The organism is Mycobacterium sp. Root265 (assembly GCF_001428895.1).
Lineage (GTDB): Bacteria > Actinomycetota > Actinomycetes > Mycobacteriales > Mycobacteriaceae > Mycobacterium.
Window position 1 is genome coordinate 693971 of record NZ_LMJA01000031.1, and the last position, 13659, is coordinate 707629.

At 63.4% G+C, this 13659-nt stretch carries 11 protein-coding genes and 1 pseudogene; 6 read left to right on the plus strand and 6 right to left on the minus strand.

Annotation, left to right across the window (positions count from 1 at the left end):
• The first annotated feature begins 101 nt into the window (after positions 1-101).
• The 5 genes from ASE48_RS29120 (at position 102) to ASE48_RS33730 (ending at position 3788) form a co-directional block, all read left to right on the plus strand.
• A complete protein-coding gene (locus ASE48_RS29120) occupies positions 102-647 on the plus strand; it encodes a mammalian cell entry protein (protein ID WP_156409412.1) in 546 nt (181 codons plus the stop codon).
• Positions 628-1122 carry a hypothetical protein gene (locus tag ASE48_RS29125; RefSeq protein WP_156409413.1) on the plus strand — a complete coding sequence of 165 codons (495 nt, stop codon included), beginning with the start codon at positions 628-630 and terminating at the stop codon, positions 1120-1122. Before ASE48_RS29120 ends, ASE48_RS29125 begins: the two co-directional genes overlap by 20 nt.
• Before the next feature lie 17 nt (positions 1123-1139).
• A complete protein-coding gene (locus ASE48_RS29130; RefSeq protein WP_057170615.1) occupies positions 1140-1616 on the plus strand; it encodes a CAP domain-containing protein in 477 nt (158 codons plus the stop codon).
• Between the two features lie 287 nt (positions 1617-1903).
• A complete protein-coding gene (locus tag ASE48_RS29135) occupies positions 1904-2980 on the plus strand; it encodes a cytochrome P450 (protein WP_162264289.1) in 1077 nt (358 codons plus the stop codon).
• Entirely contained in the window at positions 2913-3788 is an 876-nt protein-coding gene (locus ASE48_RS33730; protein ID WP_268766337.1) for a cysteine hydrolase family protein, read from the plus strand. The genes ASE48_RS29135 and ASE48_RS33730 overlap by 68 nt, the downstream gene beginning before the upstream one ends.
• Positions 3789-4120: 332 nt before the next feature.
• Here ASE48_RS33730 and ASE48_RS29145 read toward each other — a convergent pair.
• From ASE48_RS29145 to ASE48_RS29170, 6 genes and pseudogenes are all read right to left on the minus strand, one after another.
• A pseudogene (locus ASE48_RS29145) lies at positions 4121-5342 on the minus strand (CaiB/BaiF CoA transferase family protein).
• The gene (locus ASE48_RS29150) at positions 5339-6835 is read right to left on the minus strand and encodes an aldehyde dehydrogenase family protein (protein ID WP_057170746.1); all 1497 of its coding nucleotides are present in this window, start codon (positions 6833-6835) and stop codon (positions 5339-5341) included. The pseudogene ASE48_RS29145 and the gene ASE48_RS29150 overlap by 4 nt, the downstream one beginning before the upstream one ends.
• 35 nt (positions 6836-6870) lie before the next feature.
• Positions 6871-8145 carry a Glu/Leu/Phe/Val family dehydrogenase gene (locus tag ASE48_RS29155; protein ID WP_057170618.1) on the minus strand — a complete coding sequence of 425 codons (1275 nt, stop codon included), beginning with the start codon at positions 8143-8145 and terminating at the stop codon, positions 6871-6873.
• 25 nt (positions 8146-8170) lie between these two features.
• The gene (locus tag ASE48_RS29160; RefSeq protein ID WP_057170619.1) at positions 8171-9526 is read right to left on the minus strand and encodes an aspartate aminotransferase family protein; all 1356 of its coding nucleotides are present in this window, start codon (positions 9524-9526) and stop codon (positions 8171-8173) included.
• 129 nt (positions 9527-9655) lie between these two features.
• Positions 9656-11155 (minus strand): aldehyde dehydrogenase family protein, encoded by a 1500-nt coding sequence (locus tag ASE48_RS29165; RefSeq protein ID WP_057170620.1) that lies wholly within the window; start codon positions 11153-11155, stop codon positions 9656-9658.
• Positions 11152-12090, minus strand: coding sequence for a gamma-glutamyl-gamma-aminobutyrate hydrolase family protein (locus ASE48_RS29170; RefSeq protein WP_200962285.1), 939 nt, complete (start codon positions 12088-12090; stop codon positions 11152-11154). The genes ASE48_RS29165 and ASE48_RS29170 overlap by 4 nt, the downstream gene beginning before the upstream one ends.
• Here ASE48_RS29170 and ASE48_RS29175 point away from each other — a divergent pair.
• The gene (locus tag ASE48_RS29175; RefSeq protein WP_162264290.1) at positions 12053-13651 is read left to right on the plus strand and encodes a PucR family transcriptional regulator; all 1599 of its coding nucleotides are present in this window, start codon (positions 12053-12055) and stop codon (positions 13649-13651) included. The genes ASE48_RS29170 and ASE48_RS29175 overlap by 38 nt on opposite strands.
• Positions 13652-13659 lie beyond the last annotated feature (8 nt).

A 13659-nucleotide genomic window follows, 5' to 3' on the forward strand; every position in this document is an offset into this window, starting at 1 on the left:
ATTTGAAGTGGGCGGACTTGACCGCAAGACGGTACCCCGGCCGACAATGACGATACGATTTTTCAGCCACGAGACGGATGTGCAGGGCCATGTTGAGCCAGATGGTTGCCCCCGATAGCCGGGAGACGGCGTCCACCCAGGACGATGACGAACCACCGCGGTCGCGCCGATGGCTGCCACGGCCGAGCCGATTGCTGTACGCCGCGATCATCCTGGCACTGGCGGCGCTGTGTGGATTCCTCGCTGTCGGCGGCTACGAAGGCGGACAGGAGCTCCGCCGCCAGGAGTCGTTCCTGGCCGCCGCACGTGCGGGCTCGGAGATGCTGACCACCGTCGACGCAGCCCACGTGCACGATGACGTGGCACGCATCACCGCTTCTTCGACAGGGCCGTTCCTTGAGGATTTCCAGCGGCGTTCGGAGGCCTTCGTCGAGGCGGTGACCAAGGCCCAGTCCAGCACTCGCGGCACCGTTTTGGAGGCGGGACTTGAGCAGATCCGCGGCGATCAGGCCGATGTCCTGGTCACGGTGGCGGTGACGACCTCGATCAACGGCGCCGAGGCCCAGCCTCGCCAGTGGCGCATGCGAATCGGTGTTCAACAGGACGGATCGACGGCGAAGGTGTCCAATGTGGAATTTGTTCCCTGACCGCCGCCCGGCGCCCGCGATGGCGGTCGGGTGCGCGGCACTGATGTTGACCTGCGGTGCGGGTTGGCTCAAGTTTCACGACGCCCAGCAGCGTGAGGCACTGATGGCAGGCCCGGAGGCGGTCCGCGCCGCCACCGAGTCCACCATCGCGATGCTGAGCTACTCCTCTGACACCGTCGAGGGGGATCTGCTGCCGGTCCGTGACCAACTCACCGGCGATTTCCGTGACTCATTCACCACGCTGGTCAACGATGTGGTGATCCCCAGTGCGCGAGAGAAGAAGACCTTCTCCACCGCAACGGTTCCCGCCGCAGCCTCGGTGTCGGCCGACAGCACGCATGCCCTGGTGCTGGTCTACGTCAATCAGACCACCGTCATCGCCGATGACCCTCCCACCGATACTGCATCCAGCGTGAAGGTCGCCCTTGAACGGATCGACGGACGATGGCTGGTCTCCGACTTCACGCCGATCTGAAACAGAAACGGGGCCAAATGAAGACCGCAATTGCAGCGGCGGCCGTCGCGCTGGCGGTGGCCGTCTCCGCTCATCCGGCCGCTCACGCGGACAACAACCGGCTCAACTCGTCGGTGGTGCAGATGGTGAGCATCGTGCAGTACAAGGCGGGCTGTCGTGCCAAGCTCCGAGTCGACGCCCGGTTGCAGCAGGCTGCCCAACGGCATGCGCTCGACGTCCGCGACAACCGGTCACTGTTCGGCCACATCGGATCCGACGGTTCCACAGCTCAACAGCGGGCGGCGGACGCAGGATACCCAGGGTCCGCCCAGGAGACGATGGCGATCAACCCCGCGCTGGCGATCAGTTCGAGGGAACTCATCAACATGTGGTACTGGAATCCCGAGGACTTCGCGGTGATGAGCAATTGCGCGCAGACCGATATCGGGGTCTGGTCGGAGAACGCCTTGGATCGCACCGTGGTCGTCGCGGTCTACGGAAACCCATCCCGCTGATGCCACCAGTATGCCCGCATAAGTTGGCGATTCACGTCCGAGCCGCGGAGTGCATCGGAGTAGTGCCAACACCACGCAGGGTTCTTCCCAAGGGAGTTGCGGTCAGCAAAGCTGGAATCAGGCACTGCCGGCCGCCCCGCGACGTCGGGCGCTTGCGACAGAAAGAGTGACAAATGATGGTTCAACCGGCCACTGGTCAGCGTCCAACCGTTGACTTCGACCACTACGATCAGAGTATCGCGCACCGCATACACGATGTGTACCGAGGCCTGCGCAGCGAGAATCCGATGCAGTGGACCGACAGTCACGGCGGTTTCTGGATCGCGACAGAATACGAATCGATTCACGCGATCGCCTCGGCTCCCAACGAATTCACCTCCGGAGAAGCCCTCATTCCGGATATGACCGCGGGCAATCCGCTAATACCGCAGATGCTCGAGGACCCCGAGCACCGTCTCTATCGGACGCTGTTGCGGGACTGGTTCACACCGCGGCGTATCACCGGTTTCGAGCCGGTTCTGCGGGACCTGACCGCCGAGGTCCTGGCATCGCTGACCTCGCCGGCCGACCTGGCCACCGAATTCGCTCTGCCGATCCCCATGGAGATGATTCTGCGGGTCGTCGGCGTCCAGGCTCAGAACATGGATGTCATCCGCGACGGAGTCCGATACATGGTCGACCAGGCCGGGCAGGACACCAGCGGTGCGATCGACGCATGGCAGGGGGCAATGGCGTTTATCCAGGACGTCATCATCGCGCCGCTCCGCGAGAATCCCGGCGACGACCTGCTCAGTCACCTACTTGCCAAGCAACCCGAGGTGGCGGAGCTGACCGATGACGTAATCGCCGCAATCGGATTCAGCATCATCGGTGCCGGCTTCGATACCACTTATAAGACACTGGCCACGACGCTGGCCTATTTCGCCGAGAATCCCGAGGTGCAGGAGCAGGCGCGGAAGTCTCCGTCGGCACAAGTCGTGGAGGAGGCGTTGCGGCTGTTCGCGCCAGTGGTGACCGGACGTACCGTCGCGACCGATACCACGGTGGCTGGCCAGACACTAAAGGCCGGCGAGCGGGTACTGCTCGCGCTTCCCGCGGCTAACCGTGACCCGGCCGAGTTCTCCGAGCCCGATCAGCCCCAATTCGACCGAAACAACGTACGCCACTTGACTTTCGGGAGCGGTATTCACAAGTGCTTGGGCATGCACCTGGCGCGACTGGAGCTCCGGGTGGCCATCGAGGAGGTGTTCCGGGCGTTCGATGACTTCCACGTCGCGCCCGGCGAACAGGTCAAGTATGTACAGAGCCAGGTGTGGGGTGCCGTGTCCGTCCCGGTGTCGTTCTCCCGTTCCACGCACGCGTAGAGCCCTATCACAAGATCACTGCAGCAAAACTGCTTCACTGGAGGATATTTCAGTGCTTGTCGAATCAGTATGGCGCACCCTCAGCTGGCCCGTGAACCGGTCCGGCCGGGTGAACCCGCACCCACGCACCCCCACCGCAGGCATAAGCATCAGCGCTCCGCGCCCGGCGCCCCGGTCCGCTCCGTCGGCGACCTCTCCATCCTCGGGCGGACCAATCGCGCCCGGCGAATGCGCCCTACTCGCCCTGGGGTGCCAACCGGGCATGCTCGCATCGGTACCAGAACATGACGAACTCATCGCGAAGATCAACAAGGTCGTGGATATCGCCCGCATCCACGACGTCATCGCGGTCCATGCCCGGACAGCCTTCGACCCAATGGACTATCGGTTCCCACCGTTGACCAACAAAGAGTTCGCGACCGTGGTGGAGGAACATCGGCTGCAGAACGGGACTCCAGATGCCGATTTTCACCCAGCGGTGGCGCGGCGGTCCGAGGATATCGAGTTGCGCACCACCCGATTGGGTGTCTTCTCCACGGGCGATCTCGACGAACAACTGACCAACTACGGTGTGACAACCCTGATCATCGTCGGATGCCACACCAGCGGTGCTGTGCTCACCACCATCCGGGAAGCCGCCGACCGCGACTATCGGATCATCGTGGTTGCCGGCTGCACAGCCGACTCTGACCCCGAGGTGCACGACTTCCTGCTGCGGCGGGTGTTTCCCCGTCAGGCCGAGATCTGGACGGCCGCACAGTTGTACTCATCACTTGCTACCAACAAATCGGCCGACAGGCCCAGTTGACCGCAATGCTGCATCAGATTCTATGTCGTTAAGAGTGGATACAGAAGGCACCTGGTAGCTGACCGCACGCTGCCGGACCTCGATTGCAACTATGACGCGCAATAGCCAGCGGCCGTGGCTCTGGAGACCAATGAGCCATTCAGGATACCGTCCGAGCGACCGAGCCTGCTTCCCGAAGACGTGTGCGCACACCATCCCTATCTGGGGAGGCGGAGTCCGGACAAGTTCAGATCAAAGGAGTTCCGAGGCGTTTCTGGGAGCGGGTGAATCTCAACATCAACGGGCTCCTAGTAGACAGCAAGTGCACAAGAGGCGCCGAGTAGGGCTGTCTACTAGCAGAAGATGCCAGTCGATGCCGAGTATGAGCGCACGCCGGGCGGCGCGATAGCTACATCAGCCCAGCGCAAGGTCTCGGTGGTGTCTTCACCAAGCAGGGGCGGTGCGTCGTGTTCCTGCCGAAGGAGACTTAGTCCCGTCGAGCTTTCGATCCGAATTGCAGTTCCGGGCAGCTCGATTGAGCCGAGCGCCGAGCGCTTGACGTTGATCAGGATGCCCTGACTGCGTGTCTGTTCTGATTCGTAAACCTCGTCCAGGTTGCGGATTGCGCCGGCAGGTACGCCTGCCTCGCTCAGTCGGCTCAGCAGCTCGTCACGGTCGACTTGAGACAGGGCCTCTTCAATCGTGGTCACCAGCTTCTGATGGTTGGCCATCCGGATATGGTTCGCGTTAAACAACACATCGTCGGGATCTAAGCCGATCGCCGGTGCGAACTGGTGCCAAAGCGCCTCTGTCCCGACGGCTAGCTGTACCCACCCGTCGCGGCAGCGGAAGCTTCCGTAGGGCGCTATTTGCGGATGATGGTTTCCGGTAAGGCTCGAGACTTCCTTGCCCACAGTCCATTTTGTGCCGTGGAAGGCGTGGGCGCTGATCGCGGCCGCTAGCAGTGAGGTACGTACGACGGCACCGTCGCCGGTCTTGTTCCGTTCGATCAGCGATGCTGCAATTCCGATAGCACCGTGTAGACCTGCAAGCACATCGGCAATGGGTACCCCGATCCGAACCGGCCCGGTCTCGGGGGATCCAGTCACCGACATCAGCCCCGCTTCACCCTGGGCGATCTGGTCGTAACCAGCGCGAGCACCCTCGGGTCCGTCGTGGCCGAACCCGGTGATCGACAGCGTGACCAGTCGGGGGTTGATCTGTTCGAGGATCTCGGGGGTGAACCCGAGTCGGGCGAAGCCGCCCGGCCGGAAGTTCTCCACCAACACGTCAGCGCGGCGAATGAGGTTGGTGAGCGTCTGCTGGCCGCAGTCCGACTTCAGATTCAGCACGATCGACTTTTGTTGCGGTTTGCGGACATGAAGTAGGTGGCGTGGGGGTCATCGTCGGAACCTACGAAGGGCGGCCCCCAGCTTCGTGACTCGTCACCACCGCGCGGTGTCTCGACTTTGATCACCCGGGCACCCAAGTCCCCTATGATCATGGCCGCGATGGGGCCGGCAGCGCGCGGGACAGGTCGAGCACCACGGTCCCGTCGAGCGGTCCGACGGTCATCGGGCGATCCGGACGTTGATCTGTTTGGTCTGGGTGAACCCGGCGATCATGCCTTCCAGGGATACTTCGCGGCCGAGTCCGCTCTGTTTGTAGCCGCCGTAGGACTGTCCGACCACCTGCCCGCCGCCCTGATTGACCTGTACCCAACCGGTTTCCAGCGCGTGGGCTGTTGTCAACGCGTCGTCGAGGTTGTGCGACCAGATGTACGCTGCCAGCCCGTAGTGTGAATCGTTGGCCATCTTGATGACCTCATCACGTTGCGTCCACGGCAGTGCTACGAGGACGGGGCCGAAGATTTCTTCGCGGGCTAGGCGCCATGAATTGTCGGCACCGGAGAACACCGTCGGTGCCAGGTAGTAGCCCTCCGCACTCACCTCCGCGGCGTTGCCGTCGAGCACAGCCTCAACCCCAGGGGCAGCCAAGCCCTCGTCGACATATGCACTCACGGAGGCGAACTGAGTCTCGTTGATGATCGCGCCGATATCGGTGGCCTCGTCGAGAGGATTTCCGATGACCTGTCGGGCCAGCAGGTCGGTCAGCCGGGACAGCACATTGTCGTAGACCGAGGTGTGAATGAGCAGCCGCGAGCCGGCGGTGCAACTCTGCCCTTGGCGGTGCACTCTGGACGAGATCAGCAGATTGTCGACCAGGTCGTCATCGTCGGCGGCGTCCGGAAAGACGATGGATGGATTCTTCCCGCCGAGCTCCAGTGAGACGTGGGCCAACCTGTCGCCGGCCTTTCGTGCGACCTGCTTGCCGACCTCGGTGGAGCCAGTGAAGGACACCTTGTCGACTAGAGGGTGGGTGGTCAGCGCTTCACCAGCAACGGCTCCGCGGCCGGTGACCACGTTGAACACTCCGGCGGGCAGGTGCTCGGCACACACCTCGGCGAGCAGGAGCAGGCTCAGCGGTGCGGCCTCGGCAGCCTTGACGACGAGGGTGTTTCCGGCCGCCAGCGCTGCGGGAAATTTGAAGCCTGCGATCATCAACGGCGAATTCCACGGCAAGATGCAACCCACTACACCGAGTGGTTCCTGGCGGGTGTATTGGAGTTGATTGTTCCCGGCAGGCAGTACGCTGCCTTTCACCTCACCGGCGACGCCGGCGAAATAGCGGAAGAGGTTGACGGTCGCCGTCACTTCAGGACGCGCTTGGGTCCGGATAGCATTTCCAGTGTCCAGGGCGGTCAGCCGCGCGAACTCCTCTGTACGCGCCTGTAGCGAATCCGCGATCCGGGCCAATGCTCGTTGCCGGTCCGTGAAGTGAGCGCCACGCCACGCCGGGAATGCCTGCCGCGCCGCTTGTACGGCCCTGTCGATGTCGACTGCTGAGGCATCCGGCGTCCGGCCAATGACGTGACCGCGCAGGACGGGGGTGGTGACGTCGCTCCACCCTCCGCTCTCTGACGGCACCCAGTGGCCGTTGATGAACATCGGGTAGTCCTTGGCGTCCGGAATTCCCAGGATTTGCGGCGAGCTCGTTGTCGTGGTCACAGAGTTCTCCTCGTAGTCAGATCGGATCGGATGGGTCACGGATAGAGGCCGCGAAGGCGATGGGCTTCGGCGACGCGCTCCACCGCTGTCACTGTCGCGGCTGTACGCAGTGACACACCGTATTTGGCTGCGCGATCGCGTACCCCACGCCAAGCCTGCAGCATGCGGTCTTCGAGCCGGATTTCCACGTCGCGGGCGCTCCACCAATAGGCTTGATTGGCTTGCACCCATTCGAAGTAGGACACGATGACGCCGCCGGCATTGGCCAGGATATCGGGCACCACCATGATGCCGCGGCGGCGCAGGATGTCATCGGCGGACGCCGATGTCGGACCATTGGCCCCTTCTACGATCACCGACGCCTGAATACGATCGGCGTTGTGAGCGTTTATTGTTCCTTCGACTGCTGCCGGCACCAAGAGATCCACGTCGAGTTCGAGAACTGCATCGCGATCGGCGGCCTCCGCGCCGGGATAGCCTGCTACCGTCCCGCAAGAGTCGAAATATGCCTCCAACGACTCGATGTCGAGTCCGGTGCGTGACACGACCGCTCCGTGCGCATCGCTGACCCCCAGGATGCGTACACCGGCGTCGGCGAGAAACCGGACGGCGTGCCGGCCCACCTTGCCGAAACCCTCGACCGCCGCGGTGGCGTTTTCGGGCTCGATTTTGTTGGCCCGCAAGGCCGCCAATGCCACGTGCACCACTCCCCGCGAGGTCGCTGTGGCGCGTCCCAAGGACCCCCCCAACCCGAGTGGTTTGCCCGTCGCTACACCAAGCACGGTGTGTCCGGCTTGCATTGAGAACGTGTCCATGATCCAGGCCATGGTCTGTTCGTCGGTTCCGACGTCAGGGGCGGGGATATCGCGTTCAGGGCCGATGAAGGGGCTGATTTCGATGGTGTAGCGCCGGGTTACCCGTTCGAGTTCCGCGCGCGAATACTGGCTTGGGTCGATCTGGACTCCACCCTTGGCCCCGCCGTAGGGGACATCCAGCAGTGCGCACTTCCACGTCATCCACATCGCCAGTGCGCGTATCTCATCGAGGTTGACATCCGGGCTGTATCGCAGGCCACCTTTGGCAGGACCCCGAGACAGGTTGTGCTGCACTCGGTGTCCGGTGAGGATCTCGACCTTGCCGTCGTCGCGGTGCAGCGGAATGCTCACCGTTACTTCCCGACGGGGCTGCGCCAGCAGTCGCGCCAGCCCATCGTCATAACCGAGGATCTGCACCGCTTGCGTCAGTTGCGCCTGCGCGTCGGCGAGAGGCTGCGGATGCAGGGCAGCCCCGGGCTGAGCCAAAGTGGTCATGAACTTCCTCGCAGTCAGTGGTTGGCTAGCTCGCCACATGGGCGTCGGCAATTTCGAGTGCGGCATCCGTGATAGCCAGCCCGTCAACGAGATCCGCGTCAGCGATGTTGAGCGGCGGCTTGATGTGGATCCGATTGAAGTTGGTGAAGGGCAGCACGCCGTTCGCCTTCAAGAACGCCACCATATCGACCATGGCGGGGCTGGTGCCGCCGTAGGGAGCCAGTGGCTCGCGTGTCGCCGGGTTGGCGACCAGTTCTAGTGCCCACATACACCCGGTCCCACGGATCTCACCGACACTGGGATGGCGTTCCTGCATCGCCCGCAGACCAGGCTCGATCACGTCGCGCCCCAGACGCCCTGCATTGTCGATCATGCCTTCGTCTTCCATCACGGTGATCGCCGCCACCGCAGCGGCACTCGCGAGTGGGTGCCCGGAGTAGGTGAGCCCACCCGGATAGGCGCGGGTGGCGAAGAAGTCGGCGATCTCGTCGCTGATCGCGACTCCGCCGAGGGGGACGTACCCGGAATTCACGCCCTTGGCAAAGGTCAGCAGATCAGGAACGACCCCCATGGCGCCGACGGCGAACCACGACCCCGTACGCCCGAAGCCGCACATCACCTCGTCGGCAATGAGTTTGATACCGAACCGATCACACAGTTCGCGCACGCCATGCAGATATCCTGGGGGTGGGACCATAACACCCGCGGTGCCGGGGATGGATTCCAGGATGATGGCGGCGATGGTGTCGGGGCCCTCGAACGTGATTGTCCGCTCGAGGTGCTCGAGGGCGCGGATGCACTCCTCTTGCGCCGTCTGAGCGTGGAATGCTGATCGGTACAGGAACGGCCCCCAGAAATGTAGGGCCCCGGCACTTGTCTGGTCGTTGGGCCACCGGCGCGGGTCCCCGGTGAGGTTCACCGCGGTGGTGGTGCCACCGTGATACGAACGGTATGTCGACATGACTTTGTACCGCCCCGTAACCAGACGTGCCATCCGAACTGCGTGTTCGTTGGCATCGGCGCCGCCGTTCGTGAAGAAGATCCGGTTGAGGTCACCGGGGGTGCGTTCGGCGATAAGCCGGGCTGCCTCGCTGCGCATATCGTTGGCGTGTTGGGGTGCGATCATGCACATCCGGCCGGCCTGTTCCTGGATCGCCGCCACCACCCTGGGATGCTGGTGGCCGATGTTCATGTTGACCAGCTGGCTACCGAGATCCAGGTACCTGTTTTCGTCACCGTCCCATACGTACGAGCCGCTCGCACGGGTGATCACCATCGGATCGAGCTGAGCCTGCGCCGACCACGAGTGGAACACATGCTGACGGTCCAGCCGATGGGTCCGAGTGGCATCGTGCACCGATGTCTGCAGAACGTCTGTCATGTCGAGTCCTCACTGCTCAAACGTGCGGGAGGTCGCATCCTCCCTGCCTCGTTAGAATCCCTGTTTTGCATCGAACTATGAAGTGACATAACGTCGGATCTGTTTCGGTCGCCCGACGACTCGTCGGAATCACATAGCCAGGCTCGGATCATCTACGCCGACGACGCGGCGCCCCTGAAAGAAACGCACCATCTCGGTGGGGCCGTGCCCGCCGACGCCGGCGTTGTTCCAGAATGACTGTTCCGCGCCGGCAGCGAGATCGTCGAGCTTGCAACCGTTGACCTTGACCTCGCCGGCGATGATCCTGCTGGCGACCGTCAATGCCGCGTCGACATCCTGGCCGAAGACGTAGCCGGCCAAACCCGTCTGTGGGCCGTGGGCAGCGGCCACGGCCTCCTCGACGGAGCCGGTTCGGTGGACGGTCACCGCCGGACCGAACAACTCGTGCGTCGACTCCGCGGCCGCCAATCCCACGACTACCGTCGGCGAAAAGAACCAACCACCTGCATCCGGCAATGTCGCCGTGGTGATCGCCTCGCCACCGGCGCCGACAAGCTGGTCAATCTGGTCCTGTAGCCGGATGCGCTGCTGCGCATAGGCTTGAGGCCCCAATCCTGATTCCTCATCCAGGCAATGGCCCACCTGCACAGACCGCAGCTCAGTCGTCAGCGCGTCTACCAGGTCGTCGTGCAGCTCGTCGGGCACCAGGATTCTCCCGGGTCCTTCACACCAGGTGCCGTTGAGCTTGGTCATTCCTTCGGCTAACCCGGCGGCAGTCTGCTCGATGTCCGCGTCGGGCAGAATCACCACCGGGTTGTGGCCACCGAGCTCGAGCTGCACCGCGGTGAAATGCGGTGCTGCCGCCGCCGCAATCGCCTGTCCCCCGCGCAGTCCACCGGTGAAGCAGATGGCGCGGATCCGCGGATCTGAGGTCAGCCGCGAACCAGTGGTTGCACCACCGTGCACGAATTGAAACACGTTGGCCGGAAGCCCTAGCTGCGCAACGGTGTTCACCACGATCTCGGCGACGATCTGACATCCGCCCGGGGCCCATTCCGAGGGTTTCAGGATCACCGGGCATCCTGCGGCCAACGCACTTGCCGTCTTCGCCACGCCAACGAACGTCGGCGCATTCCACGGTGCCAGGATCGCGGCCGGCCCCAGCGCGCGCCGCAATTGCAGCACATGCCTGCCGCCTGCAGGCAGCAACGAGGAATCTCCCACTGCCAGACACTGGTCACGGGCTGCTCGGACCCGCGGCCCCAGGGACGAGGCCATTACGCGCGCGAAGCTGATCGGGCTGCCCGAGGCCAGCGCGTCTTCGTAGGCGAGGTCGTCGACGCGAGCATCGAGTCCTTCAGCCAATAGGTCCAACAGTGCCACCCGAGTGCCCAACGCGGACTCGGCCCACGTGCCGTCGTGGTGCAACTGCGCCGCCGCCGCAACCGCACGTTCGGTGGATTCCGCGGACGTCTCGGTCTGCTGCTGGCGCGCCACACCGGTATTGGGGTCATCCACGGTGTCGCCGATGGCGGCAGGGATTTCCCACCTGCCGTTGAGAAAGTCGCGTTGCTCTCGGGGCTCGAGCAGCGTGACGTCCCGGGCGGCAGGGTTGAACGTGGTTGTCATTGGTGGTTCCTTCCAGTGAGTTCAAGATGGGGCGGTAACCCACGGCACAGGGACGCAAAGTGTTCGAAAATGAGGTTTTCATCGTCCATTTCGGGATGCCACTGCACTGCGAGTAGGCGGCCGCCGAAGTCCTCAAGAGCCTCGACAGTGCCGTCGGCGGCCCAAGCGACGGGCCGCAGACCAGATGCGACTACATCGACGGCTTGATGGTGATACGTGGGGACGTCGAGCCGGGCGCCGAGGGCCTCCCCCAGTCGGCTGTCGGCGGCGATGGTCACAGAGTGACGCGCGAACTGGCCGCGTACCGGGTTGTGCGTGTGGTTGCCGACAAGGTCCGGGAGGTGCTGGCGCAGGGTGCCCTTCAGAACGACGTTGAGCAGCTGCATTCCGCGGCAGATACCGAAGATTGGTCGTCCGTGAGAGATGGCCCGGCGGATCAGCGCCGCTTCGAAAGTGTCGCGGTCGATGTCGAACGGACCTGACGCGGGATGCGGTTCCTGGCCGTAGCTGTCGGGGTCAACGTCGGCGCCCCCGGCGATCAGCAATCCGTCAAGTCCCTGCACGAGGCGGTCCGCTTCGTCGACGGTAGCGGCGACGGGCAGGAGCACTGGGATCATCCCTGCGCGGCGAAGGTGATCCGTGTACGCCCTGTTGAGGAGGTGCACTTCTGCTGACCACACTCGCCATTGCGCATGCTCGACGGGTACTGGGATGCCCACCACGGCAGACCGTCGGGCGTCGACCTCCGCCGGATATGGTCGGGCGCTGTTGGAGTATTTGGGCATGCCAAATAGTAGAATATTGCCCCGGTGGAGCGCAATGGTTGGTACAAATAGTGGCATCGAGTTTCTGAGGAGGTAAGGCGTTATGGCGATCACCGTGCGCAGCGTCTTGTCGATGCCGCTGATCGCCGCCGCCGATCCCGAAGTACTCACCGGCGAAGATCACCTCGATCGTCCTGTCCGCTGGGTCCACCCAGCCGAGGTCGCCGACATCGCACACCTTCTTAGTGGTGGGGAGCTAGTCCTGATCACCGGCATCGTCTTGTCCGACGATGCCGGCGCTATGCGCGACTACGCGCAATCCCTCTCCGATGCTCGCGTAGTCGGGCTCATCGTCGAGCTCGGTCGACGGTGGTCGACGGTGCCGACCTCACTGATCACGGCCTTCCGGTCGGCGAATCTCGCACTCATCGCATTGCATAAGATCGTCCGATTCGCGGGTGTGGTGGAGGAGGTTGGCGGACGGATACTCGCTTCCCAAATCGAGGACCTGCGCGCCAGTGAGCATATTCACGAAACGTTCACCCGCCTCGACGTCGATGCGGCCGGAGCCGACGACATCCTCGCCGCCGTGGTCGAGATTGCGCACATGCCAGTCGTGTTGGAATCCTCGCGACACCAGGTAATCCGGTACAACCTCGCTGGTCGTGACCCCAAGGATGTCTTGGCAGAATGGCCGCGCCGCTCCCGCAGCGTGCACACGTCGAACCGCACCAGCTACGACCGCGCGACAGGACGATTAACAACTGTCGTTGGATCCCAAGGTGACGACTGGGGGCGATTGACCATGCTGACCGACAACCCGCCGACCCGCCGCGACCATGTGCTGGTAGCACGTGCCGCCGCTGCGTTGTCGCTGCACCAGATGCGATCCCGCGCCCGCGACAGCATCGAGCGCAGTGCCCACACCGCCTTGATCGGCGAACTGCGGACCGCCAGAATGAACCCAGAGTTGGTAATTCGTTGCGAGAACGCCAATTTCCCCGCACGGCTCCGCACGTTCTTTGCGATCGCGGTTCGGCAGCGCCTAGCCAGTCCGGGGAGACGGCAGTGGGCGCTCACCGACCTCGCCTCCAGCATCGCGACGACGGCGCGCTATCTCGGACTCTCTATTCTTGTGGGTGTCGACACCGACCATGTCATCGCACTCGTCGGATTCCCGCTGAGCACACCGGCCGACGCGGTGATGACCCGACTAGTGCACGAACTCGACAAATCACTCAGCACCGACATAGCGCGCGGCGAAGTGGTCGACCGCCTCGATGACACCTACCGCACTCTCATCGAGGCGCGGAACATCCTCGCAGTCTCCGAGTCCGGCGAGGGGCGCCCGTGGATCACCCCAGCGGACGTCCACCTCCGGGGGCTGATTCACCTACTCCGGGACGACGAACGTCTACGACTCTTCTCCCGTCGCGAACTGAGCCCGCTGCTCACACACGATGCGCAGCACGGGACTTCGCTATTGCCCGTACTAAAGGGATTTCTGAACACCCCTGGCCCGAAAGCCGCCGCGGCGAAGAAACTACTGCTGTCTCGGCCGGTTCTCTATGAACGACTGGCCAAGATCGAATCAATCCTTGGCGTGGATTTGGATGATCCCCATATCCGGACCTCGCTACACGTCGCTGTGTTGGCCCAGGAACTTTTCGACGGGGACACCCCGCCGGAATGTCGGAATGCGCAGGCAGATCCGACGAACTGTCGATTCTGAAATGACCC

Bases quoted from the DNA above. Each gene is read 5' to 3' on its own strand.
- ASE48_RS29175 (WP_162264290.1), top strand. From the start codon at position 12,053: ATGCCGCTGATCGCCGCCGCCGATCCCGAAGTACTCACCGGCGAAGAT.
- ASE48_RS33730 (WP_268766337.1), top strand. From the start codon at position 2,913: ATGTACAGAGCCAGGTGTGGGGTGCCGTGTCCGTCCCGGTGTCGTTCT.
- ASE48_RS29165 (WP_057170620.1), bottom strand. From the start codon at position 11,155: ATGACAACCACGTTCAACCCTGCCGCCCGGGACGTCACGCTGCTCGAG.
- ASE48_RS29120 (WP_156409412.1), top strand. From the start codon at position 102: ATGGTTGCCCCCGATAGCCGGGAGACGGCGTCCACCCAGGACGATGAC.
- ASE48_RS29160 (WP_057170619.1), bottom strand. From the start codon at position 9,526: ATGACAGACGTTCTGCAGACATCGGTGCACGATGCCACTCGGACCCAT.
- ASE48_RS29125 (WP_156409413.1), top strand. From the start codon at position 628: ATGTGGAATTTGTTCCCTGACCGCCGCCCGGCGCCCGCGATGGCGGTC.
- ASE48_RS29155 (WP_057170618.1), bottom strand. From the start codon at position 8,145: ATGACCACTTTGGCTCAGCCCGGGGCTGCCCTGCATCCGCAGCCTCTC.
- ASE48_RS29135 (WP_162264289.1), top strand. From the start codon at position 1,904: ATGCAGTGGACCGACAGTCACGGCGGTTTCTGGATCGCGACAGAATAC.
- ASE48_RS29130 (WP_057170615.1), top strand. From the start codon at position 1,140: ATGAAGACCGCAATTGCAGCGGCGGCCGTCGCGCTGGCGGTGGCCGTC.